General features: G+C 39.7%; 25 protein-coding genes. 18 read left to right on the forward strand and 7 right to left on the reverse strand.

Annotated elements, in window-relative coordinates; translation table 11 throughout:
• Positions 1-220 precede the first annotated feature (220 nt).
• From ptsG to ACTWPF_RS01755, 3 genes are all read right to left on the reverse strand, one after another.
• Complete coding sequence (gene ptsG / locus ACTWPF_RS01745) at positions 221-2,281, reverse strand: glucose-specific PTS transporter subunit IIBC (RefSeq protein WP_443148118.1); 2,061 nt, start codon at positions 2,279-2,281, stop codon at positions 221-223.
• Positions 2,282-2,572: 291 nt separating this feature from the next.
• A complete protein-coding gene (gene glcT, locus ACTWPF_RS01750) occupies positions 2,573-3,409 on the reverse strand; it encodes a glucose PTS transporter transcription antiterminator GlcT (RefSeq protein ID WP_036577791.1) in 837 nt (278 codons plus the stop codon).
• 96 nt (positions 3,410-3,505) lie between these two features.
• Positions 3,506-3,895, reverse strand: coding sequence for a hypothetical protein (locus ACTWPF_RS01755; RefSeq protein ID WP_051558026.1), 390 nt, complete (start codon positions 3,893-3,895; stop codon positions 3,506-3,508).
• A 202-nt stretch (positions 3,896-4,097) separates the two neighbouring features.
• On the opposite strand from ACTWPF_RS01755, the gene ACTWPF_RS01760 reads away from it, so the two are divergent.
• Positions 4,098-4,478 (forward strand): helix-turn-helix domain-containing protein, encoded by a 381-nt coding sequence (locus ACTWPF_RS01760; protein WP_051558025.1) that lies wholly within the window; start codon positions 4,098-4,100, stop codon positions 4,476-4,478.
• A 181-nt stretch (positions 4,479-4,659) separates the two neighbouring features.
• A complete protein-coding gene (locus tag ACTWPF_RS01765) occupies positions 4,660-5,085 on the forward strand; it encodes a pyridoxamine 5'-phosphate oxidase family protein (RefSeq protein WP_379551669.1) in 426 nt (141 codons plus the stop codon).
• A gap of 465 nt (positions 5,086-5,550) precedes the next feature.
• Here ACTWPF_RS01765 and ACTWPF_RS01770 read toward each other — a convergent pair whose 3' ends face one another.
• Both ACTWPF_RS01770 and ACTWPF_RS01775 read right to left on the reverse strand, forming a co-directional pair.
• Positions 5,551-6,564 carry a FecCD family ABC transporter permease gene (locus tag ACTWPF_RS01770; protein WP_106898218.1) on the reverse strand — a complete coding sequence of 338 codons (1,014 nt, stop codon included), beginning with the start codon at positions 6,562-6,564 and terminating at the stop codon, positions 5,551-5,553.
• Complete coding sequence (locus ACTWPF_RS01775) at positions 6,561-7,604, reverse strand: FecCD family ABC transporter permease (RefSeq protein WP_106898217.1); 1,044 nt, start codon at positions 7,602-7,604, stop codon at positions 6,561-6,563. Before ACTWPF_RS01775 ends, ACTWPF_RS01770 begins: the two co-directional genes overlap by 4 nt.
• Before the next feature lie 184 nt (positions 7,605-7,788).
• Here ACTWPF_RS01775 and ACTWPF_RS01780 point away from each other — a divergent pair, with 184 nt between their 5' ends.
• From ACTWPF_RS01780 to ACTWPF_RS01815, 8 genes are all read left to right on the forward strand, one after another.
• Entirely contained in the window at positions 7,789-8,760 is a 972-nt protein-coding gene (locus ACTWPF_RS01780) for an ABC transporter substrate-binding protein (protein WP_443148119.1), read from the forward strand.
• A 479-nt stretch (positions 8,761-9,239) separates the two neighbouring features.
• Positions 9,240-9,662, forward strand: coding sequence for a DUF1801 domain-containing protein (locus ACTWPF_RS01785; protein WP_443148842.1), 423 nt, complete (start codon positions 9,240-9,242; stop codon positions 9,660-9,662).
• Positions 9,663-9,936: 274 nt separating this feature from the next.
• On the forward strand, positions 9,937-10,245 hold the full coding sequence (locus tag ACTWPF_RS01790) for a PTS sugar transporter subunit IIB (RefSeq protein ID WP_036577782.1): 309 nt from the start codon (positions 9,937-9,939) through the stop codon (positions 10,243-10,245).
• Positions 10,246-10,267: 22 nt separating this feature from the next.
• A complete protein-coding gene (celB, locus tag ACTWPF_RS01795) occupies positions 10,268-11,554 on the forward strand; it encodes a PTS cellobiose transporter subunit IIC (protein ID WP_106898215.1) in 1,287 nt (428 codons plus the stop codon).
• A gap of 70 nt (positions 11,555-11,624) precedes the next feature.
• A complete protein-coding gene (locus tag ACTWPF_RS01800; RefSeq protein WP_443148120.1) occupies positions 11,625-11,930 on the forward strand; it encodes a PTS lactose/cellobiose transporter subunit IIA in 306 nt (101 codons plus the stop codon).
• A 32-nt stretch (positions 11,931-11,962) separates the two neighbouring features.
• Entirely contained in the window at positions 11,963-13,357 is a 1,395-nt protein-coding gene (locus tag ACTWPF_RS01805) for a glycoside hydrolase family 1 protein (protein ID WP_443148121.1), read from the forward strand.
• 103 nt (positions 13,358-13,460) lie between these two features.
• On the forward strand, positions 13,461-15,401 hold the full coding sequence (locus tag ACTWPF_RS01810) for a BglG family transcription antiterminator (protein WP_238017635.1): 1,941 nt from the start codon (positions 13,461-13,463) through the stop codon (positions 15,399-15,401).
• A 189-nt stretch (positions 15,402-15,590) separates the two neighbouring features.
• Positions 15,591-16,568 carry a ring-cleaving dioxygenase gene (locus ACTWPF_RS01815; protein ID WP_443148122.1) on the forward strand — a complete coding sequence of 326 codons (978 nt, stop codon included), beginning with the start codon at positions 15,591-15,593 and terminating at the stop codon, positions 16,566-16,568.
• 52 nt (positions 16,569-16,620) lie between these two features.
• On the opposite strand, the gene ACTWPF_RS01820 is transcribed toward ACTWPF_RS01815, so the two are convergent.
• Positions 16,621-16,995, reverse strand: coding sequence for a VOC family protein (locus ACTWPF_RS01820; protein WP_443148123.1), 375 nt, complete (start codon positions 16,993-16,995; stop codon positions 16,621-16,623).
• 253 nt (positions 16,996-17,248) lie between these two features.
• On the opposite strand from ACTWPF_RS01820, the gene ACTWPF_RS01825 reads away from it, so the two are divergent.
• The 8 genes from ACTWPF_RS01825 to ACTWPF_RS01860 all read left to right on the forward strand — a co-directional run bounded on the left by ACTWPF_RS01825 (position 17,249) and on the right by ACTWPF_RS01860 (position 23,794).
• Positions 17,249-17,602 carry a nuclear transport factor 2 family protein gene (locus ACTWPF_RS01825; protein WP_443148124.1) on the forward strand — a complete coding sequence of 118 codons (354 nt, stop codon included), beginning with the start codon at positions 17,249-17,251 and terminating at the stop codon, positions 17,600-17,602.
• A 12-nt stretch (positions 17,603-17,614) separates the two neighbouring features.
• Positions 17,615-18,163: an alpha/beta hydrolase gene (locus tag ACTWPF_RS01830; RefSeq protein WP_443148125.1), complete on the forward strand. Its 549-nt coding sequence runs from the start codon at positions 17,615-17,617 to the stop codon at positions 18,161-18,163.
• A gap of 89 nt (positions 18,164-18,252) precedes the next feature.
• A complete protein-coding gene (locus tag ACTWPF_RS01835; protein ID WP_106898208.1) occupies positions 18,253-19,032 on the forward strand; it encodes a MurR/RpiR family transcriptional regulator in 780 nt (259 codons plus the stop codon).
• 140 nt (positions 19,033-19,172) lie between these two features.
• Positions 19,173-20,087: a 1-phosphofructokinase gene (gene pfkB / locus ACTWPF_RS01840; RefSeq protein WP_443148126.1), complete on the forward strand. Its 915-nt coding sequence runs from the start codon at positions 19,173-19,175 to the stop codon at positions 20,085-20,087.
• A 12-nt stretch (positions 20,088-20,099) separates the two neighbouring features.
• On the forward strand, positions 20,100-21,536 hold the full coding sequence (locus ACTWPF_RS01845) for a PTS fructose transporter subunit IIC (RefSeq protein ID WP_443148127.1): 1,437 nt from the start codon (positions 20,100-20,102) through the stop codon (positions 21,534-21,536).
• Between the two features lie 5 nt (positions 21,537-21,541).
• Positions 21,542-22,009, forward strand: coding sequence for a PTS sugar transporter subunit IIA (locus ACTWPF_RS01850; protein ID WP_234368395.1), 468 nt, complete (start codon positions 21,542-21,544; stop codon positions 22,007-22,009).
• Between the two features lies 1 nt (position 22,010).
• Entirely contained in the window at positions 22,011-22,883 is an 873-nt protein-coding gene (locus ACTWPF_RS01855) for a class II fructose-bisphosphate aldolase (protein ID WP_106898205.1), read from the forward strand.
• 65 nt (positions 22,884-22,948) lie between these two features.
• A complete protein-coding gene (locus tag ACTWPF_RS01860; RefSeq protein ID WP_443148128.1) occupies positions 22,949-23,794 on the forward strand; it encodes a Cof-type HAD-IIB family hydrolase in 846 nt (281 codons plus the stop codon).
• A 90-nt stretch (positions 23,795-23,884) separates the two neighbouring features.
• Here ACTWPF_RS01860 and ACTWPF_RS01865 read toward each other — a convergent pair whose 3' ends face one another.
• Positions 23,885-24,691 carry an N-acetylmuramoyl-L-alanine amidase gene (locus tag ACTWPF_RS01865; RefSeq protein WP_443148129.1) on the reverse strand — a complete coding sequence of 269 codons (807 nt, stop codon included), beginning with the start codon at positions 24,689-24,691 and terminating at the stop codon, positions 23,885-23,887.
• Positions 24,692-24,965: the final 274 nt, after the last annotated feature.

Here is a 24,965-nt window from a genome sequence, read left to right on the forward strand (position 1 = left end):
CATATTTAGAAGTCCTTTCTTACTATATATCAAAAAGTAGGGAAAAAGGAAGACTTTTAGCCTAAATTATATCTTTCCAAATTTCTTAATGATGAAAAAAGAGAGTTGTATCATTGGAGAGAAGGGTAAAGGGGCAATCGGCATGGGTAATTGGATAAAAAGGAAAAGCCGAGCGGGGTACGTAAACCGCTCGGCATGGTAATTTGATAGTATCCTTAACTTATTGCTTCTCAATTTGAATGATGTTTTTTTCGTTTAATGCAACCTTACCTTGCCTTTGGAGGGTAAGCATTTCGCCTTCTTGAAGATTTGTAAAGACAACTGGCGTCATAATCGATGTAGCATTCTTTTCAATATAATCCAGATCTGCACTTAGTAAAGGCTGTCCTGCCCTAACTGTATCACCTTGCTCAACTAGTGTTTCAAATCCAATTCCATCCAAGTGAACCGTATCAATTCCAACATGAATTAAGATTTCTCTACCTCCATCGGATTCGATTCCAATTGCGTGTTTTGTAGGGAAAACATTGACTACTTTTCCGTTGACTGGAGAGACGATTTTTCCATCTGTTGGTATGATAGCAAAACCATCGCCCAACATTTTGGCAGAGAAGACTTGATCCGGTACGTTTGTAATAGAGACAATTTCGCCTTCTAGTGGTGTGTGGATCGCTTCATTTGTTTTGCCATCGTTCTGCATCGCTTCCGGATTTATTTCTTCCATCTGTTGCTTAACTTCTTCCTGTTGATTTGTGTCCGTAACCCGCGGTCTTCTACCTGAAATAATATCCTGCATTTGTCCTTTCAATGTTTCGGATCGCGGTCCGAAAATCGCCTGAATATTGTCACCGACTTCAAGTACTCCAGCAGCACCAAGCTTCTTAAGTCTGCCTTTGTCTACATCTTTTATTGATTTAACGGATACACGAAGTCTGGTAATACAGGCATCTAAATGCGAAATGTTTTGCTGTCCACCTATTGCGTCTAACACGTTATAAGCAAGGTCACCAGCTTCTGTTTTAGTGTCGTCTTCTAATTCATCATCTTCTTCACGTCCTGGTGTCATCAAATTAAATTTTTTAATGAAGAATCGAAAGATAAAGTAGTAAATGACAGAAAAAGTCAATCCAAGAATAATGGTAATCCACCAGGGTTCCTGGTTAGGTAGTATTCCAAATAAGGCGAAGTCAATCGCACCACCAGAGAACGTGTATCCTACGTTGACACTGAACATGGTCATAAGTACAAAGGACAGTCCATCCAGTACAGCGTGAAGGAAAAACAACAGTGGTGAAATAAACATAAATGTGAATTCAAGTGGCTCTGTAATCCCTGTTAAGAAGGATGTTAACGCAGCAGAACCTAATAATCCTGCAACGAGTTTCTTTTTAGCTGGTTTTGCTGCATGGTACATTGCAAGCGCTGCAGCTGGCAGTCCGAACATCATGATTGGAAATTCACCTGCCATAAAATTACCAGCAGTAATATCAACGCCATCTTTTAATTGAGCGAAGAAGATCGTCATGTCCCCACGTACAATATTTCCTGCAGCCGTTGTGTACGAACCAAATTCATACCAGAAAGGCGCGTGAAAAATATGATGCAATCCAAATGGAATGAGTAATCGTTTAATAAATCCAAAGAAGAATACTGCAAGATAAGTTCCCTCTTCAATTAACCAGTGAGATGCACTATTCATCGCGTCTTGTACAGGTGGCCAGATAAGGAGTAGCAATAAACCTGCTACAAACGCTATAGCAGCCGTAATAATTGGTACAAACCGTTTACCTGCAAAGAAGCCAAGGAATGAAGGCATTTCAATATCATGGAACCGGTTATAACAAAATGCGGCAATTAGCCCGACAATAATCCCGCCGAAGACACCTGTCTGTAAGGTAGGTATCCCCAATACAGTCGCATAGCCAGGATCTGCCACTACCATCTCAGGTGTCACGCCAACCCAGGAACTCATTACCTGGTTTAGTACTAAGTAGCCTACAATTGCAGCAAGACCTGCTGTGCCATCACCGGCCAATCCGATTGCTACTCCGACTGCAAATATAAGTGCTAAGTTATTAAAGATAATGCCACCGGCATCTTCCATTACAGTTGCCATAAGTTGAATCCAGTCTGCACTTAGAAAAGGCAGATACTCAAGCATCGATTCTTGTTGAGCTGCGTTACCAAAACCAAGTAACAAACCAGCTGCTGGCAGGAGTGCTACCGGCAACATTAAAGCTTTTCCTACTTTTTGTAGGATGCCAAAAGCCTTTTTAAACAAAGGAAACCCTCCTATAATATAAGTACTTAATTGATTAGTTAATGAGAGCAAATGAGAAAAAATCACATCAGCTTCTCTTTTAGCGAATATGTACGTGATACTCGGGAATTCAAAATTTAACTGCTCGTCATTGCTTCTAATCTAGCTAAAATTTTATACTCTCCTAGCGTACAAAAAAGGCATGAACAGAGACGATGAAAAAGATGATAGGGCTAATTTCCCCATATCATTTTTTCATAATCGTCTCTACTCATGCCTGACCGAATCAGTAACACGTATAATCGTATGTCATTATTTTGTTATAAGCCGTTGAAGATGCATTGTCAGATATACCGCTTCAGCTTCGTAAACGGGCTTTTTTAACGTTTGCTGCATAATTTTAATTATCTTCCACGAGAGATTGTAGCATGTTGGATACTCAGATTTCAATAGGGAAGCTATTTTTTCCGGCTCCTGTACTATTTCATCATTTAGTACCCGCTCAATGGTATAGCGTAAGTGCCGGAGTAAACGGGCGTATTCCATCCCTTCCCGGTCAATCGTTACGCGCAACTGCACTTCTATCATCTCAATCAGCTGAATAATGAGTTTGGAGTAGCGATTTACATCGGAGACGGCTTTATCCGTAATCGCACTGTGGACGTGTAAAGCAATAAAGCCAATTTCGCCTTCTGGCAAGTCTATTTGCATGGAATGGTTGATAAATTCCACTACCTCAGCGGCAACCTCATATTCGAATGGATAGAGCGCTTTCGTTTCTGTTAAAAACGGATTTTTGATAGCCATTCCATTTAATAGTCTTGTAGTGGCAAACAGAATATGATCTGTCAGCGCAACATGGACCTTTTCACTAAGTATAGTTCGTGTTCTTCTTCGAATGATCTCAATAGAAGAAATGATAGTATTTAGCGTGTTTTCGTCTAAATCAGGGATTAGGCTCTTATAATGTTCTTGCGCCTTTTCATTACGCAGAACAAATAGCTTTTCCACTGTATTTTCAGGAATGATGGAATCTTTACTTTTGTTAAAGCCAATCCCTTTACCTATTAAGACTACTTCGCGCTGATTATCATCCAGGGCGATTAGTACATTATTATTGAGAGCCTTTACGACTTTGTAATCATTCATTTTTTATCACGTCCTTAAAGCTCTATCATAGCATTATACCAGGGAATATGAAAAGAACTTTAATTATATGATGGATAAGAATAAAGCTACTATCCTTTAAACTTCTTTTACTACAATTGCTTGTGTTGACTTAATCTTTTTACATTCTTCAAACATTTCTTTCTCTACTAGTCCCAATTTAATTGCTGCCTCTAACTTTTCTGTATCTGGTTTTTTTTCAATGAGAACAAAATCCTGAAGATTAGCCTCTTCTAGCTTTTTAATTGTTAGGTCTGTTTCATAAGCAATACTAGATCGAATTTGGCGCTTTAGCTCATAATGGCCACGACTAATTTCTCCTGCTTTGTCTTTTCCTAACTCTTCATCTAAGTAAGTATGAAATTTTTTCTTTAATCGATTCATTTCTTGTTCCAGTTCTTTCTTTTGTTTATTTAATATATCGTAGCGCTTTACATCTTCTTCAGAAACGATTTCGGTGTTATTCATTATCATTCCCCCTAGATTCCCTTATGAGTAATGTTTATGAAAAGAACCATAAAATCATGACAGGCAGAGAGCCAGTTTGTTAACAGAATGTGTATTTTTCAGAACAGTGCAAATTACCATTTAAATTTCGGGAAAATGTGCTATGATATTAACTATACAAATTTTTAACAAAAGGGAGTTTATGGTTAAGCAGGAGGTACATATGAGCGAGATAGGGGATAAATTAAAGAAGCTAAGGGAAGAAAATGGGTATACTCCAGAGGAAATTGCAAGGGAGTTGCACTTTACCAAAAGCGTTGTTTGGAGCTATGAACTTGGAAAAAGAGAACCAAGTCCTAAACACCTTTGCCAAATGGCGCAGTTATTTGGTGTAACGGTTGATGATATTCTTAAAGAAGAGAAACATAAAATAGTAATCGACTTGCAGCTAGATAAAACATGGGAAGACTATAAACTCTTTGTAGGTCATATGGAGCTAAGCAAAGCAGAGGTAGAAGATGCCATCTTACTTATCAAGGCTCGTCGTATGGTGAAAAGCCAAACGGAACGAAGACTAAACGGTTCTTACGGCAGAAGACACTGATCTATAACGCAAATTCTAATAATCAAGGATAGGCAAATAAAAAGCGACTGGTTTTACTGAACTAGTCGCTTTTTCGTGTTCATGGAGCTTATCTAATCATGCACTCTATAGAATATTCGTGTTTAATTTCTTTGGCCAAATGGAATAATACCTATAGATATAATAAAAGGAGTGTATATCCATGGACAACCAGAATGAAATCAAAAAAGAGGTTGAGCATATACTTGATAATAGTCATGTAGGAACAATGGCTACTGTAAAGAACAACAAGCCGCATTCCAGGTATATGACGTTTCATAATGAAGGGTTAAAACTTTATACACCTACGAATGAAGATACAGATAAAACAGAAGAGATAGAAGAAAATCCTTATACGCATATCATTTTAGGTTATGAAGGGGAAGGATTTGGAGACAGTTTTGTGGAATACGAAGGTAAAGTACGTTTCAATGATTCGGAAGAGGTAAAGAAGGCTTTATGGAATGACCATATGAAGTTGTATTTTGATGGGCCGGATGATCCGAACCTTGTCGTGCTGGAAGTTGAACCAGTAGCAGTTCGGTTAATGAATAAAAAAGGGCAGCCACCAAAAGAATTAGAAATGTAAAAAAGGAAAAAGGGTTGGGACATAACGTCCCAGCCTTTTTAAAAACAAAAAATAAGAAAAAAGACTGTTTAATCTCCGCTACGGAAAAAATGCTCCGCTTTCCGTGGGCACGGCCTTAGTCTCGGGCCAACAGGATGTTGGTCACGAAGGCGTTGCCACAGGACGTGGCGCTCTTAGCCTTTGTTCCTTCGCTTCTTGTGGGGCCTTGGGACTCGTGCTGTTCCCACAGGACAAGTAAGGCTTCGTCAGCGATTCATCGCACGCAGAAAATGCGAATGCATTTTCAAGGAGTCTCCGCATTTTCCCTTCGCTAAAGTGTGATTCAGATAACAAAAAATTAGGGATTATCCGGAAGTATTCGAACTGTTTTTACAATACTTAAGTGTCCTTTTTTCTTGTATATTTTTCTTTTTCCTCATCCATTTGAATATATCTCTTCGTTAGTTCTGCTTACCTGTTATTTATTTAAGACTTAATGAGCAGGTAGATGAAATAAATACCGCCGATTACGGAAACGACTAGGCCTACGGGGATTTCAGAAGGAGAAAGAATGTTTCTTCCTACTGTGTCAGCGACAAGAAGAAGAAAACCCCCCATCAGCGCTGTAATTGGCAATATAGCCTGATGCCTCGTGCCTACTAATTTTTTAACTAGATGTGGTGTGACAAGGCCAAGAAATGCAATACCGCCGCCTACTGCTACACTTGAGCCTGCAAGGGCCACCGCAGCGAGCAATAAGAGCATTCTTTCCCGTTCCACCTTTGTACCAAGGCCTTTTGCAATATCATCCCCAAGGTTCATTGTGTTTAGTGTATTTGCCTTGAAAAAAGTATAGGGTAAAAGAATTAAGATCCATGGCAATAAAGCATAAACGTAGGTCCAATCTGTCCCTGAGATATTCCCTGATAGCCAAACGGTGGCTCGCGTAAAATCGTTTGGGTCCATTTTCAATTGGAAAACGATGATTAAAGCAGAGAATGCTGCGTTAATTCCAATCCCAACAAGGATAAGACGAATAGGGGATACACCGTTTTTCCAAGAAATCGCATAGATTAAGGTAGCTGCCACGACAGAACCGATTAAGGCTGCTGCTGGCAACAGAAAGATCGAAGCAGTGGAAGCTGTTATTGTACCCGATTGAAACAGGTAAATAGAAAGAACCACAGCAAAGCCAGCACCAGCATTTATTCCAATAATACCTGGGTCGGCCAATTCATTTTGTGTCACGCTTTGCAGGATTGCCCCTGAGACGGCCATTCCTGCTCCAATCAGAAGGGCAATTACCATGCGTGGCAGACGAAAGTCAAATAGAACTAAGCTGCTTTGCGATGTTCCATTACCTGTTAGGGTTTTCCACACATCGACAGGCGAAATTTGCATAACTCCTAAGTTTAGACTAATTATAAGCGTAAGAAGAATTGCTATAAATAAAGAAACGGCCACTAGCCAAGCTCTTTTTGTTGGGGTTAGCTTTTTCATTGCTTTGCCCTCCCTTCACGGCGTGCAAGATAGAGGAAGAAAGGCACACCAACTAATGCCGTAATGGTGCCCACTGGTGTTTCAAATGGTGGGTTAACCATTCGGGAAACCGTGTCAGCTGCCACTAGTAAAATACCCCCGAGTATGGCGGAGCACGGTATTATCCAGCGGTAATCGGTTCCTACAAGAAAACGTGTAATATGTGGGATGACTAGCCCAATAAATCCAATAGTACCCGCAATGGAAACCGCAGCCCCTGTCAACAGCAAGACAACGAGGGTCCCAATGATTTTGACTAGAAATGTTTTTTGGCCAAGTCCCCTTGCAAGGTCTTCACCAAGATTGAGAACGGTAATAGAACTGCTTAATGTCAGTCCAACTATTAAGCCTATTACAACTATAGGAGCCAGCAATTGGACATGGACCCACTGCACACTGGCGACACCGCCTGCATACCAAAAACTTAAATCCTTTGCTATATTGAAGTGAATGGCAATCGCAGAGGAAATGGAGCTGAGTAAAGCAGTTACCGCTGTACCAGCAAGGGCCAGCTTTACAGGTGTCAGTCCAGATTTGGACAATGACCCGACACCAAACACGATCCCTGCACCCAAACCAGCACCGAGAAACGCCCAAACCATAACGGTAACATTTGAAGCACCTGGCATAAGGGCGAAAGAAATGGCCATCATAAACGTAGCACCAGCAGTGACTCCCATAATAGAAGGGGAAGCTAGTGGATTACGTGTCATTCCTTGCATAATAGAACCAGAAACAGCAAGAGCCGCACCAATTAAAGTAGCTGCCAAGGCCCTTGGAATTCGTAGATTACGTATAATTTGATGAGATGTTTGTAGTGTGTCAAATTGTACGAAGCTCTGCCAAATGGTACTTACTTTAATATCAGCACTCCCATAAAGGATAGAGAAGGCAATACAAAAAATGAGTATTACCGAGCCGCCAGTTAAGATAAACGTAGCCACCATTGGCCTTGATTGCTTGTACCCCTTTGCAGCAGAAAATCTATTTAAAAAAGACATAAAAGTTACTCCCCGTATAAAACAAAATTAAAACTGTTGCCATTATATTATAAGGGATAGCATGCAACAATAACATAAGAAACACTCTTGAATCTGGAATAAATAATTTTATTGTAAATGAGAATGAAAATTGTTATCATTAGGAAAGTTACTGAAATATTCAACATAAAGGAGAACAATGAGAATGAAATTAAATAAAAGTTTCGTGCTAATAGGCATTTTATTTTTAGTTTTATTGCTTGCAGCTTGTGGAGGAAACGAAGATAGTGAGAATGCTTCGGAGGACGGAAGCAACGAAGAAACGCAGGAAGGACAAGCTCGTACCCTGACAGATGCAGCAGGAAATGAAGTAGAGATACCTGCCAATCCGGAAAACGTTATCGCCTCCTACTTAGAGGATTATTTAGTAGCACTTGATATTACACCTGTTGCGCAATGGTCCGTTCGTGATGGAGAAGATGTGCAGGACTATTTACAGGATGACCTTGGTGACGTTCCAACTATACCAAGTGACCTTCCATACGAGGCCGTGGCAAGCTTTGAACCAGACTTGCTTATTATGGATTCAGCAGAAATGGTAGAAGGAAATAAATATGACCAGTATTCTAAGATAGCACCAACTTATGTAGTAGGAAATGAGCAAAATAATGAGTGGCGTGCTGAGCTTGAAGAAGTAGCAAAAGTGTTTGGAGAAGAAGACAAAGCTGAACAAGTACTGGCAGAATATGAAGAAAAGGCAGCGAGTGCCAAGGAAGAAATCAATACTGCTATCGGTTCTGACTCTGCCGTAGCCCTTTGGCTATTTAGTGATACTTTTTACATTGTAAATGAAAATCTCTCTAGTGGGGATGTGCTTTACAATGATTTAGGTATAACTACCCCGAATGTCGTGAAAGAAATTTCAGGTGATTCGGTTCAAAACTGGTCTGAAATTTCCTTGGAAAAATTGGCCGAATTAGATGCAGATCATATTTTTCTAGCAAACGATGACAGTGATAGTGGATCAAAAATGCTTGAAGATCCAATCTGGCAAAACATCCCTGCAGTAAAGAAGGGAAATATTTATGAATTCTCTGGGGATTCAGCTTGGCTTTACACTGGCCCTATCGCCAACTCTCAAATCATTGATGATGTACTCAAAAGTGTAAAAGAATAAGCACAGGAACACCTCGACTCCGTTTCGCTGAGCCAAGGTGTTTTTTTGTTGTCTAGGAAATTATAAAATTCTAGTGCTGTGGATAACGAAACAATTGAATTTGCCACGTCCAGCTCCAGCGCCCAGAAACTAGGCGACTTCACGAAATCGCCCTACGATAAAGAAGACTTGCCGACTGGTGAAACCAGAGGTCTAGTCGCACTTATACCCTTCATCATCGATTGGGTAAATAGAGGTAGGTCGACTAAAAACGTCCTTGCCGGCCAACGCCGACATACCCCTTTTGCAGGGGCATGATTCCTTTATCTCAGTTGATTCGTTCCACTCGCTACGTTTCTAAACGGGCACTTGCGCTTTTGTTTTACATGAATTTACTGATGTCTGAAAAAGATTGAACAGATATGCTACTATAAGAATATCTAACATGAATGACACCTATTGCTTGGCAACTAACATTCCAAGGAAGGGAAGGTATGTATATGTATGAGCAGAAAACAAAGGAAAACGAGGCAAGTGTAGTGGAGTTTATTGAACAGATAGAAAACACTGGAAAACGAGAAGACGCATACAAGCTTTTAGAGATTTTTACGGAAACCTCAGGTTATCCACCCAAGATGTGGGGAGCTAGTATAATCGGCTTTGGGTCATACCACTACAAATATAAAACCGGTCATGAGGGGGATGCAATGCTTGTCGGCTTTTCACCTCGAAAGGAAAATTTTAGTATGTATTTTGCTACCGGTGACACAGAAAGAGAAGCATTGCTAAAAAAGATTGGTAAGCATAAGTCCGGGAAATCCTGTGTGTATATTAATAAGTTGGACGATATAGATGTATCTGTCTTAAAAGAGCTCATTACGCAGTCTATTACCTTTCTTAAAAAAACATATCCAGTAGAATAACTCCCTTAAAGGTGCCCTCGAGTGGGTGCCTTTTTTGTTTGAATAAAGAAAGGCTTTGCGTAGAGGGTAGGACAATGAAACAAATGTCAAAGCTTGTAGAGACACGAATTTCTACAGCATTTTCGTATGGATGATATTTTTAATTATAGTGGGTAAGCCGTTACGAAATTTAAAGCGTTTAATCATTTCCGCTATATGACGGAAAATCAATGTGTTCAGTTGAAAGCGCTTTTAAAATATACTTGATGTAGTAGAAAAACAAGGAGGAACCAACATGAAGAATATAATGCTAGCATGTTCAGCAGGTATGTCTACAAGCTTACTCGTTTCCAAAATGGAAGAGAAGGCTGCAGAGAAAGGAATAGAAGTAAACATTTGGGCAGTTGCACAGGACAAAGTGGTGAAAGAAGTCGAAAAAGCAGATGTGCTGCTAATCGGACCGCAGATGCGATTTATGAAAAAGAAGTACACGGTAGTTGCAGAGGAACACGGCATCCCGCTTGATGTGATTGACCCAATCGCATATGGGAGAGTGGATGGAGAAGCTGTCCTCAATAAGGCCTTAGAGTTAATGGAGAATTAACAGATGAAGAGGGGGAACGATCATGAATAGTAAGTTCATGAATTTTTTAGAGAACATGTTATTGCCAATTGCAGATAAGCTAAATAATAATCGTTATTTGTCTGCCTTAAGAGATGGATTTATGGTTGCATTACCACTAATCATTTTTGGCTCTATCTTTGTCGTAATTGCTAACTTTCCTTTTCTGGATAAGATGATCAGTGAAGAAGCATTTACGGCATATCAAAACGCGCTTGGACCGGCTTCGGCAGCAACATTAAGTATAATGGGTGTCTTTGTCATGATAGGTATTGGTTATAAACTGACGGAGCACTACGGTGGAGAGGCCATCTATGGTGGAGTAGTAGCCTTAGCCGCATTCTTAATTATGACACCACAAGTTCTAGACGGGGTATCTGGTGTTATTCCTACTTCCGTTCTTGGGGCAGAAGGAATGTTTCTAGGTATCTTTACAGCGTTTATATCAGCAGAATTATATCGCTATTTTGTAAAAAAAGATTGGACTATTAAAATGCCAGCGGGTGTCCCTGGTGCTGTGTCCAGGTCGTTTAGTGCACTAATTCCGATAACGTTAACCTTAACGGTATTCTTGTTAATCCGTATCATATTTAGTTATACAGGCTTTGAGACAGTACAGAACTTTATTTATAGTGTTATTCAACAGCCTTTGACTGTACTTGGAAGCGGTCTACCTGCAACGATCATAGCGGTTTTATTAATTCAGGTCTTCTGGTTTTTCGGACTGCATGGTCAAATTATTATCAACTCCGTATTTGACCCGATTTGGTATACGCTTAATGATCAAAACCTTACAGCATTTCAGGCAGGTACGGAATTACCGAATATTATAACCAAGCAATTTATAGATTCGTTTTTAGTAGGGATGGGCGGATCTGGTATGACGCTTGCAGTAATTATTTTAATCTTTATGATTGGAAAGAGTAGACAGTTAAAAGAGCTAGGAAAGCTCGGGGCGCCAGCAGGTTTATTTAATGTGAATGAACCAATTATTTTTGGATTGCCAATTATTATGAATCCATTAATCTTAATTCCATGGTTGGTTGCACCTGTAGTAGTAACACTTATCACTTACTTTGCAATGTATTCAGGCATTGTGCCACCACCAGCTGGTGTTATTGTTCCATGGACGACACCTCCAATATTAAATGGATTCCTAGCCACAGGAAATGCCTGGCAGGGCGGTGTATTACAAGCCTTTAATTTACTTGTAGTAATCGTTATATGGTGGCCATTCTTAAAGATTTTGGATAAAAACTATTACGAGACAGAGAGAAAAGAAGCTAACTAAATAGGCTTCTAGATTATTTCAAAAAAGTAAACGTGTCACGATAATAATAGACTTTCGAGGTGGATAGCTTGTGGAGACGACAACAGAAATTGCTTTTCAAATAATATTATTTGCTGGAAATGGAAAATCCAACGTTATGGAAGCAATCCATGAGGCAAAAAAGGGAGATTTTGCTGAGGCAGATCGATTGGTAGAAGAAGCTGGGGAAGAGTTAGGGAAAGCCCATTCTTATCAAACACAACTCCTACAAAAAGAAGCAAATGGAGAAGAGAGCCTGATCAACGTTATGCTAATTCATTCACAGGACCACTTAATGACTGCGATGACTGTACGAGATCTTGCGATTGAAATTATTGAAATTTACCGGAATAAGTAATAAGGCATCAAGTGCAATAGGAGGAATAATAAATGGAAAAACAAACGAATTATTCATTCCCTAAGGATTTCTGGTGGGGAAGCGCGACATCTGCTACCCAGATAGAAGGAGCAGCAGATGAAGGTGGAAGAGGTAAGAATATTTGGGACCATTGGTTTGAAACAGAAGAAAATCGTTTCTTTGAAGGTGTGGGACCCGAGCAAACATCTGATTTCTACCACCGTTACAAAGAGGATATTGCCCTGATGAAGGAAATTGGCCATAATACGTTTCGCTTTTCGATCTCCTGGTCCCGCCTCATTCCAGGTGGACGGGGAGAGGTCAATAAGGAGGCAGTAGCGTTTTATAATGCGGTAATTGATGAATTGTTAGATAATGATATTGAACCGTTTATAAATCTCTATCATTTTGACATGCCTTATGAATTGCAAGAAGAGGGCGGTTGGGAAAGCCGCGAGGTAGTGGGAGCATATGTGAGCTATGCTACGGAGTGTTTCCAGCTGTTTGGCGACCGTGTGAATAATTGGTTCACCTTTAATGAACCAATTGTGCCAGTTGAGGGCGGTTATTTATATGATTTTCATTACCCAAATATTGTCGATGCTAAAAAGGCTGTCCAGGTTGCATACCATACGATTATTGCCCACGCTAAAGCAGTAGAAGTATTTCATGGTTTACCAGGACAAAAGGGAAAGATTGGTATAATTTTGAACTTAACACCTTCTTATCCAAGAAGCCAACATCCTGCAGACTTAAAGGCTTCCCGAATTGCCGACTTGTTTTTTAATCGTAGTTTTTTAGATCCTGCCGTATTAGGGGAATATCCTGAGGAATTAATTGAACTTCTAGGAGAACATGGGCAATTGCCAGAAACGCTGCCCGGGGATAAAGAGTTAATAAGCGCCAATATAGTAGACCTGCTAGGTGTTAATTATTATCAGCCACGACGCGTCAAAGCGAAGGAGAATGAACCAAATAAAGAGGCACCGTTTATGCCGGATTGGTTCTTTGATCAATATGAAATGCCTGGAAGAAAAATGAATAAATACCGTGGGTGGGAGATCTATGAAAAAGGCATCTACGATATTATGATAAATTTAAAAGAAAATTATGGAAATATTGAGTCGTTTATCTCAGAAAATGGTATGGGAGTGCAAAATGAGGAACGCTTTACCGAGGGCGGAGAGATCCAAGATGATTACCGCATTGAATTTATTCGAGAGCATCTGAAATGGTTGCACATGGCAATAGAAGAGGGTTGTAATGCTAAGGGCTACCACCTTTGGACTTTTATGGATAACTGGTCTTGGATGAATGCATACAAAAATAGATATGGCTTCTTCTCCATAGATCTTGAAACGATGGAAAGAGCACCGAAAAAGAGTGCAAGGTGGTTCAAGGATGTATCTATAAATAACGGGTTTTAAACAGGTGTATTGCCACATTTGCACACTGGGAATATAAGAGGACCGTTAACTTTTTAGGTATACATGAAGAAATAATGCACGTGTGTAGAGGAGAGTCATGATCATGAACTCCAGAATGAAAGTGATATTAAAGGAGCTTATGCAGTCGGAAACGTATGTAACGGGTAAGTATCTCGCAAATATTAATAAAGTAAGTACTCGAACCACCAGGGACGATATTCGAAACCTAAATATAGAACTGGCAGATTACGGCGCTCTAGTGGAATCTATAATGAGCAAAGGATATAAATTAGTTATAAAGGATGAACAGCTCTTTCGGAATTTCTTGACTGAGATGTCAGAGTATTTGTACATGAGGGATGATGTACACCCACAGACACCGAAAGAGCGTGTACACTTTATTATGGTTCGATTACTGCTTGAGGAACTTTATATTAAGCTTGAAGATTTGGCAGAAGAATTGTTTGTCAGCAAATCAACAGTTCAAAATGACTTAAAGGATGTCAAAAGAATTTTGCTTGCTTATGACATTACTCTCGATTCCCGCCCAAACCATGGATTGATGATAAAAGGGGACGAAGTAAAGGTCAGGTTTTGTATTGCCGAAATTATGTTTAACCGTACGCAAGGGGACGGGTTTAATTACCTGGACCCTCTATTTTCCTTTTTGACGAAGGCAGAACTTGATACAATTCAAGACATTATTTTAACACAGATTAAAGCACATTCTATTACGTTATCTGATATTGCCATACAAAATCTTGTCGTACATATCGCGATCGCTTATGAACGGATTAGGAGCGGTAACCATGTTACATTGTACAGATTGGATGCACAACAAATTGAGGAACAAACGGAATACGTTGTGGCTCACAATATTGTAGATAGTATTCAAAAGACATTTCTAATCACTTTCCCGCAAGAAGAGACAGCGTATATCGCCATCCATTTGCTAGGCACCAAGATGCTTACCTTTGATGCGAAGGGAGATAGGCTGGAGCAGGTAATGGAAGCAGAGATCCTAGAAACTGTGACCAAGATGCTTGAAAGAGTAGAAAGTGAATTAAGTCTGGGTGTGAAGGATGATCAAGAATTGGTCATGGCCTTATGTCTACATTTAAAGCCAGCGATTAATCGGTATAAATACGGCATGAATATTCGCAACCCTATGCTTGCTGATATAAAAAGGAATTACCCACTTGCTTTTGAAGCAGGGATATTAGCGGGATTAGTGATAGAACAACATACCGAAACGAAAATAAATGAAAATGAAATAGGCTATTTAGCACTTCATATAGGAGCCGCCATTGAAAGGAGAAAAATCACCTCAGGTCCATTAAGGTGCCTGGTTGTTTGTGCGTCAGGGCTGGGGACAGCACAATTAATTTATTACCGGTTAAAAAACCGATTTGGAGAGAGTTTGGATGTTGTAGGTACAACAGAGTATTACAAATTGAAAAAGCGGTCTTTAGAAGGTATTGACTTTATTATTAGCTCCATCCCAATTAGAGAGGAATTTCCAATTCCAATATTGGAGGTAAACGCAGTATTGAGTAGTAACGACATGGAAAAGGTTGATCGGTTTTTGGCAAAAGAGCAAAACAATACATCTAGGTTGTTTAAGCGAGAGCTGATGTTTCTGAACATGGATTTCAAATCTAGAGAAGAAACAATGACTTATATATCCGAGCAACTTATGCAGCGGTCTCTTGTAGAAGAGACATTCCTTTCATCTATTTATAAAAGAGAGGAAGTAGCACCAACCTCATATGGGAATCTGGTCGCCATACCTCATCCAATAACACCGCAATCATCCCAAACGTTTTTAGCAGTATGTACCTTACAGGAGCCGATAGAATGGAAAGAAAAACAGGTCCAATTTGTTTGTGTACTTTGTGTGAAAAAGAATAGCCAGGAGGACCTCCAATTTATGTACGAAGCACTGGGGGAAATTGTAGCCAGCAGGCCACTAGTAGAAAAATTAATCAGTGCGAAAAACTATGACGAATTTATGAACCAACTTATAAGGGAAGCAGAATTATAAGGAATCTATTCTAGTTGAATAGATTCCTTATTTCATGTTAGGACAAGATAATAAAGCCACATAATGCCTTGTAATACACGAGGTATTGGGGAAATCTAATAGTGGACTTCCTTCTTTATTCATGATATATTTATATTGAATTAAGAATACATTAATTAAGTATAATCGAACATATAGGAGGTACGGATGGTGAACGAATTAAAAGGAATCCACCATGTTACAGCAATTACGAGCAGTGCAGAAAAGAATTATGAATTTTTTACGTATGTACTTGGAATGCGACTTGTTAAAAAGACAGTGAACCAGGATGATATTCAAACATATCATTTATTCTTCGCAGACGATAAGGGAAGTGCGGGAACGGACATGACCTTTTTTGACTTTCCTGGTATCCCCAAAGGGAGCCATGGCACGAATGAAATCTTTAAAACGTCCTTCCGGGTTCCAGATGATGCCGCGCTAGATTATTGGGTGAAACGATTTGACCGCCTTGAAGTTAAGCATTCTGGAATTAAGGAGCAATTTGGTAAAAAAACGTTATCCTTCGTTGATTTTGATGACCAGCAATACCAACTAATCTCTGATGAACATAATGAGGGAGTAGCTTCAGGTACACCTTGGCAAAATGGCCCGGTACCACTAGAGTATGCCATTACTGGCCTTGGCCCTATCTTTGTTCGAATTGCTAATCTAGATTACTTTAAAGAGGTGCTAGAAAAAGTATTACAATTTAGAGAAGTTAACAGTGAAGGCGCCTTTCATTTATTTGAAGTTGGTGAAGGAGGCAATGGTGCACAGGTAATTGTAGAGTATAACCCTGTTCTGCCAAATGCAATTCAAGGCTTTGGAACAGTGCATCATGCAGCCTTCCGTGTAGAAGATCGTAACGTACTTGAAGAATGGATTAAACGCATGGGTGACTTTGGTTTTCAAACATCCGGTTATGTGAACAGACACTTTTTCGAATCACTCTATGCCAGAGTAGCACCACAAATTCTGTTTGAGTTTGCGACAGATGGACCTGGATTCATGGGGGATGAGCCATACGAAACATTAGGAGAAAAACTATCACTTCCTCCATTTCTAGAGCCGCAAAGGGAAGAAATCGAAAAAATGGTACGCCCGATCGATACTGTTAGAAGTACCAAGGATCTCACAAAAGAATAGTATGCAGAAAACCTGTCAGCAACGAAAATTTGCGTTGGCAGGTTTTTTCTATTTAAGCATTACAAATCATAATAATGTTTCCATCAGGATCCTTTACAGTGAAAAAAGCCAGGTCATCATACCGTTCAATTGGCGAATCAACGTGGTAGCCTAGTTCTTTTACAAAAGAATAAGCATTTTCAATCTCATCGGTGTGGAAATTGAATATCGGATGTTTCGACGGATACACTTGCTTTTTCTCTCTGCGGGGCCCTGCGTCTAATAGTAGACCCGTATAATGATTGATATTCATTTTATATACTGGTTCTCTCACTTCTTCTGCTTCATATGTTTGTCCAAGTAGGCGACAATACCATTCCACCGATGTAGGTAAGTCACTAACATGGATAAATACTGTGTTCATTTGATTTTTAATTGGACTCTTCATCGATTCACACTCCTTATTTAAGTCATTGCACCTTGCCCAACTTTCGTAAATGGTAGTATCTTGTCTTAAACTTTGTTGCCCTCTTTGGTATATATAAATATTCTCTACGGTCACTACTTTTCCTGCATTTTTCTTTCTGGCTGGAATAAAATATGGGGGAAATTTATTTACCGATACTGCAGGAAATTATAATAAAGAAGATGAATAAGATAAGTGGGATTATAAAGAAAAGGAACGTGGAGGAGGAAGTTATATGACGAAAAATCAGGAGTTTTTTAGAAAGATAAATAATGCTTTTATGACGGGTGATGTGGACACAATCTTTGCAAATATTTCAGATAATATTGTTTGGAATATGGTAGGGAGTAATGTTCTGGAAGGGAAGGATGCCGTAATAAAAGAAATGGAGCCAATGAGGGGTGTTGAAATAGCCAATCAAACAAAACAGATCATTACACATGGGAAAACGGCTGTTATTGAAGGAACAATGGCAATGGAGGAAGAGGGTGTTCATAAGAAGTACGCTTTTTGTGATATTTATAAGCTGGATAAGCATAAAGATGGGAAAATAATTGAAATCACAGCATATTTAATTGAAGTAGAATAAGGGGCTGGGAGAATGGATTCAATTCTTTTTATTCACAGTGCGGGTCCACAGGAAGGTCGAGAAGGTAGTCAGTTGCTGGCCCATTATTTGAAAAAGGAATGTGCTAACACGCATAATATTATTCATCCAGCAATGCCATCGCCTTTGGATCCTTATTATGCAGAGTGGAAGAAAGAGATTCGGAGAACACTAGATTTAGTGGAAGGAGAAGTTACTTTAATTGGCCATTCATTAGGAGGTTCTGTATTGCTTAAATATTTGGCTGAAGAAGAAGTAAACATACCATTTAACAAACTAATTTCCATTGCCGCACCCTTTTGGGGTGTTAATAAAGGATGGCAAAGAAAAGATTTTATCCTTAAGTCCAATATCTCAGGGGAAATTCCATACGTTCCTAATATTTTCTTTCTTCATAGTAAACTTGACCCAATTGTCCCAATTGAACATATGCAACGTTATTTAAAGCACTTTCCTCAAGCTAAATTTATTGAACTTGAAGGGGATGCTCACTTGTTTATGGATGGATTGCCTAAGTTAGTTGAGGTGCTAAAAGAAGCGTAGGAACTTCATAGTTCAAATTAACTAAAAAAACTTGCTGTTCTGTCTAACTGTGTTATTCTTTTTTTAACTATTAATCAGGAGGATGCAGTATGGAAGAACCTTTATTTAACATTCCTCACCACACTTATTCTACACTAAGCCAGGCCGAACGTTATCTGCTCGAGTACATTCACCAGCATATTGGAGATATTGCAACAATGTCGATTGTGAAGCTAAGTGAGCAGGCCAATGTATCTACAGCTACGATTGTAAGGCTTATGAAGAAAATTGGATATAATGGGTATACATCTTTTAAGTATAGGCTTAAACAAGATAAAAAAATGATGGATGCAGATGATTCACTGCGAGATATTGATGACGATATTAAACAAGTCATTCGTAAAAATGAAGAAGAAGTACACAAGACCATCCAATTACAAAGCGTAGGACAGATAGAAGACGCTGTTCAAAAAATACATGACGCAGAAAGAATATATATTTTCAGCAGAGGTTTTTCTGAAATGGTAGCAAAGGAAATGATGATCAAGTTACAAGCCTTGGATAAGATATGTGAAACACACGAAGATCCTAATATTATCCGTGTGAAATCTAGGAAGGTCGGTAAAAATGATTTAGCTATTTTTGTCTCATTGAATGGTGAAACAGCAGAGTTGGTTGAAGCATGTCAGAATTTGAATATTCGTCAGGTAACAACCATCACCTTAACGACGAAGGTAGACTCTACACTCAGTGAACTATCTGATATGACGCTTCTTGGTTATAAGACAGATCATTCCTTATTTCAAGAATATGAAGTACGTTCTAGACTTTCCCTAAATGTAATAGCCCGAATATTACTTGACGCCTATGTTATCCGCACAAAGAAATAGCTGTTTTACCCCCTCTCTTATTAGAAGAGAGGGTTTTTTAGTTTTTCTTATGTGTTTTTGTAAAGGTTTACAAAAGCTGAAAACATTTACACAAAAAATTATGTAATACTTAAAATAACAAAAAGAAAGAAGGTGTGACTTTGATTTATACTTGCACCATGAATACAGCAATCGATTTATATGTCGCCTTAGATCACTTAGTTCCTAATAAAGTCAACCGTACTCGCGACGAGGATTATCAGCCGAATGGAAAAGGTGTAAATGTTTCCATCATGTTAAAAAAGTTGGGTATTGAAAATACCGCCCTAGGATTTATAGGGGGATTTTCTGGTAAATATATCGACGACTCATTGAGAGATTTACAGATAACAACCGAATTTATAGAAGTGGATGGTATCACTCGAATCAACGTCTTTGTCAATGCCGAAGAAGAGTACAAAATTGTTAACCAGGGACCGACGATAAAGGCAGAAGAGGTACAGCACTTATTGCAAAAAGTTCAGGGTATTAAATCGGGTGATACGCTCGTGGTTTCAGGTAGTCTGCCGAGAGGAGTCCCTGAATCGGTTATAACAGACATAGCGTCTATTTGTGCGGAGCAGCAGGTGAAGTTGGTTCTTGATACAAGTGTTGATTCTGTACTAGACACACTTTCATACCAGCCATTCCTTTTAAAGCCAAACGATGAGGAGATTGCAAAGTGGTTCCAAAAAGAGCATCCCTTAACTGAAGAAGAATTACTGATATACGGACAAGAGTTGCTAATAAAGGGAGCACAGAATGTAATCATTTCTAGAGGAGAAAAAGGAGCGTTATATTTAACTGAAAACATGCAGTTAAAAGCTAATGCGCCTAAGGGAGAAGTGGTAAATACAGCGTGTTCTGGAGACGCAATGCTTGCTACTTTTATCGCAAGGCAGAATCAATCAAGCTCAATTGAAGAAGCACTGGCCTATGCCGTCGCAACTGGGGCCTCTACTGCATTTTCCAAAGGCCTCAGCGATTTAGAGGATGTATCAAACTTAAGAGAACAAATTGACATCACTACTTTATAAGGGGGAGTAATAATGAGCAAGAAAAAAATTGTTGCGGCAACAGGATGCCCTACAGGGATAGCTCACACGTTTATGGCTGCAGAAGCTTTAAAGAAAGCAGCAGAAAAATTAAATGTTGAAATAAAAGTGGAGACACATGGTCAAGTAGGTGTTGAAAACGCCTTGACACCTCAAGAAATTAAAGAAGCAGATGGGGTTATCATTGCGGCTGATAAGGACGTTAATGCCGATCGTTTTCATGGAAAGCTATTGGTTGACGTACCTGTAGCGAAAGGAATACGTACTCCGGAAGATCTCATCAATCAAATTATAAATGGAGAAGCATCCGTGTATCGAGCAAGCGATTATGAAGGAAGTAGTGAATCCAATACCGAAGACACAACTACTCAACACGATAAGCAGACTACTTCAGGAAAGAATTGGGGTCATACCATTTATAAACACCTAATGAATGGTGTTTCCCACATGCTTCCGTTTGTTGTAGGTGGCGGTGTGCTTATAGCCATATCGTTCCTATTTGGAATTTATTCTGCAGACCCTGAAAACGAACAATATAACCAGTTCGCAAAACTATTAAATGATGTGGGCGGTCTGAGTTTTAGTGTAATGGTACCAATTCTAGCTGCATTTATTGCAGAGTCTATTTCCAAACGACCCGGAATGGTAGTTGGGTTTGTTGGTGGTCTTTTAGCAGATCAGGGAGGAGCAGGATTCCTTGGCGGTATTCTCGCTGGTTTTATTGCAGGTTATATTATCATCTTGCTACAAAAGCTTTTGAAAAAAATGCCACATTCTTTAAATGGGCTAAAATCAATCTTTTTATACCCAGTACTTGGTATCTTCCTTATTGGGATTATTATGACACCTATCATCGTGCCATTGACTGGCCTTAATGAAGGACTAATGAGTTTTCTTGAATCTGTTCAATCTACTAACCCACTACTCTTAGGTTTAATTGTAGGAGCGATGTGTGGATTTGATATGGGCGGACCTTTTAATAAAGCTGCCTATGTAACTGGCACACTACTTTTATCTGAAGGAAATCTCTATTTTATGGCAGGGGTCTCTGCAGCATGTATAGCGCCACCTTTAATTATTGCTTTTGCAACTGTGATCTTCCGCAAATACTTCACGAAAGAAGAGCGTAATGCAGGTGCTGTAAACTTTATTCTTGGTTCAACCCATATTACAGAAGGAGCAATCCCATTTGCAGCTAAAAACCCCGTCGTTGTATTGCCGATCATTATGTTAGGTTCCGCAATCGCTGCAATCTTGACCTATATGTTTGGCGTGCAGGTCCCTGCACCACATGGAGGATTTCTAGTTTTACCAGTTGTCACTGGAGCATTTCAATGGGTTCTATCTATTTTAATTGGTTCCCTTGTCGGAGCATTCATCTATGGACTGTACAGAAAGAAAGCAGCTAACAACCAACCAATTAAGGAGTGACAAAAATGAAAAATATGATCAAATCAAGTTATGTTAAATTACAAGCAACAGCATCCTCGCAGCTAGGTGTTTTTCAGGCAATTGCCGACATAGCTGTTGAAAATGGGATAGCGGATAACGCCGATGAAGTGGTTAAAGGACTTAAAGATAGAGAAGCACAAAGCACTACTGGGTTTCAGGATGGCTTTGCCATCCCTCATACTCAGTCTACTTCGATAACAAAGCCAGCAGTTGTGATCGTACGTACGGAGACAGGCATAGAATGGGAATCATTTGATAACCAACCAGCCTTTTTCTTCATCTCTTTGTTAATTCCAGAAGCTGAAGCAGGAACTACGCATTTGCAGGCTCTTTCAGCCCTATCAAGAACACTAATGGATGAAGAGAAGAGGCAGCAATTGTTAGATGCAACAACTACGGAGCAGCTTTCATTATTAGTAGAAAAATCTATTACACCAGAGGAGGCAAATTAATATGGGTTTATTATCAACTACACCAATGCTACAGAAGGCTAAACGAGACAAACATGGGATTGTTGCATTCAACGTCCACTCATTCGATAGTATTTTCTGGGTTTTGGAGGCTGCAGCGGAGCTGAAATCTCCTGTAATTCTCCAGACAACTGTAGGAACGGTTAAATCACTTGGCGCAGAGAATATTGTGAAGGTAGCAAAAGCAGCCTCAGAGCATTATCAGATACCAACTGGTTTGCACTTGGATCATTGCACAGATTATGAAGTGATTAAAACAGCTATACGTGCTGGCTACACATCTGTCATGATTGATGCGTCCATGCATCCTTTTGATGAGAATGTGAGACAAACAAAAGAAGTTATGGACTTGGCAGATTCCCTAGGAGTAAATGTAGAAGCTGAACTTGGAAAAGTTGGTGGAGTGGAAGACGACATCGTTGTAGCAGAAGAGGATGCTCAGAAAGCTGTGCCAAAGGACTGCCAAAGGTTTGTTGAGTTAACGGGTGTTCCAACACTTGCGCCTGCTATTGGCACGGCTCATGGTATCTACAAAGGGGATCCTGATATTGATTTTGACCGAATAGAAAAGATTGCACAGGTTGTCGATGTACCACTTGTGCTCCACGGTGGGTCTGCCGTTCCCGACCAGGATGTACGGAGGTGTGTTGCAGAAGGAATGGCTAAAGTCAATGTATCTACTGAACTTAAAAATGCCTACTCCAAAGCAATACGTGAGCATTTTGAGCAGGAACCGGATAGTCTTGATCCACGAGCATATTTGCAAAAAGCGAAAGATGCAGCGAAGGAAATGGCTAAATCAAAGATTCGAATGGTCGGAAGCGAAGGAAAAGTTGTTCCCGTATTTTCTGAGTGATAAAATAAAAGAAGTTGGTCTTTCTCTGTTGGGGAAAGACCGTTTCTTAATGGAGGGAATAAACAATGAAGCTTATCGCAATTGATTTAGATGGAACACTTCTTTCCAGTAACGGCACAATTAGTGAAGGAAATGTAAAAGCTATTAAGTCAGCACAGGAGGAAGGTCATGTCGTTGCTATATCCTCTGGGAGGTCATTGCACGACACGCGGGAAATAATGCGACGTGCTGATATTACATGCCCTATTATTACAGGGAATGGTGCAAAATCGTACCATGCAGAGGAATATATCCATAATTTATACTTTTCCGATCAAGTGCTTGATTCTATGATGGACGTTTTAATTGATAGTGGTCTGTATTTCGAAATTTATACGAAAGACGGGATTTTGGTCGAGGAAAATGGAAGAGAGCAGCTTGAGCAAGAAATTAGAGACCTTGGTGAGGATGATCCAAGCTGGGCTGAAAAGGTCGTAGAAATACAGTACCAGCAGCATGGTCTGCAGTATGTCCCACAATACACGGACATTGACTTTGCCGGCAAACAAGTTTACAAGCTATTTGTCATGTCCTTTCAGAAAGACGAATTAGATAAACTTCGAGATCACATTGCTGAGAGAACGGATATTTCGATTACAACCTCAGGCAGGCAAAAGCTAGAAATTGGGCACCCAAAAGCAAGTAAGGGACATGCTTTAGAGCTCATCGCTGATTATTTTTCTGTACCGTTGGAGAACACGGTGGCAATTGGGGACAACTTTAATGATCTTTCCATGTTTGAAAAAGCTGGCATAAGTATCGCAATGGGGAACGCGGAAGTGGAAGTAAAGCAGCGATGTACATATGTAACAGGAGATCATGATGAAGATGGCGTGGCAGAAGGATTTAGGAAATATATTTTAAATTCGTAATAGGGAGGAGGACAGTTCGTAACTGTCCTCTTTCTGTATAATGTGTGAAAAATGTACGTGATTCGGGAACGGGTCTGAGTACGAGTGTTTCTAGCTTTCACTTATAATATAAGCATCAGGTATACCAGCTTTTTTTACTTGATTAAGCTGATTTTCTGCATTTGACCGCTTAGAAAAAGCACCAGCTTGGACTCGAAACCACAGCACACCAGATAGGGTTAAACTATCCACATATGAGTTGATTCCTTTTTTCTTTAAAGCCTCAACTCGCTGCTCTGCATTCGCTTTGGATTTAAAGGAGCCTGCAATAACTTTGAATAACTGGTCATCACTTCCATTACCTTCTTCCTTACGCTGAAGGTTAAAAGCTTTAACAAGACCGTTGACATGCCCCTGGGCAACCCGTTGCCTCCATGAAGCGGTTCGCATTAAGGCAGCATCCTGTTGGTTGTCAATGAACCCATTTTCCGATAGCATTGCTGACATAGTAGATTCCCTTAACACGTGAAAATTTGCTTTTTTCTTGCCGCGATTGCTCAACTGATTGACTTTCGTTATTTCAGCGTGTAATACGTTGCGATATTCTGCGGTTTTGGAGGAATCAGATAAATTGCTGTGAATATAATCTTCATACCCTCTAGCACTCCCGTTAAAAGCATTACAATGAATGGACAGGAAATAGTCCGCTCCCCAGTCATTCGCCTCGTTTGTCCGTTGCTGCAAGCTTTTACTACTATCAGAGGAACGACTTAATCGGACATCCACATTGCGATAATCACTTACCAAAATGCTACGTATCCGTTGGGCAATATCTAGTGTAATATTCTTTTCACTCAAACCATTCCCCTGTGCCCCGGGGTCATTCCCTCCATGGCCGGGATCTAAATATAACTTCACTAAGAACGCCTCCTATCATTTTTTGTACATTAGGAAAGTATAAAATTTTAGCTGGGTAGCAATTACGATGCAGTTAAAATTTTAATGTTCCAAGTATAAGAAAAACGTATACATTAGCTAAAGGACGAGCGAATGCGAGTTTTTCTAAAAGCTCACTAACAGCTTATGAAATATGTCAGATTAACTGTTGGACAAACAACATCAGAATGACATAATTCCATGTCTGCCAATGCCCTTTTACTCTCTATTATCGAAAGAAATAGGCTTTTCGGGG

The sequence above is a fragment of the Oceanobacillus sp. M65 genome (assembly GCF_052246275.1).
Lineage (GTDB): Bacteria > Bacillota > Bacilli > Bacillales > Amphibacillaceae > Oceanobacillus_B > Oceanobacillus_B jordanicus.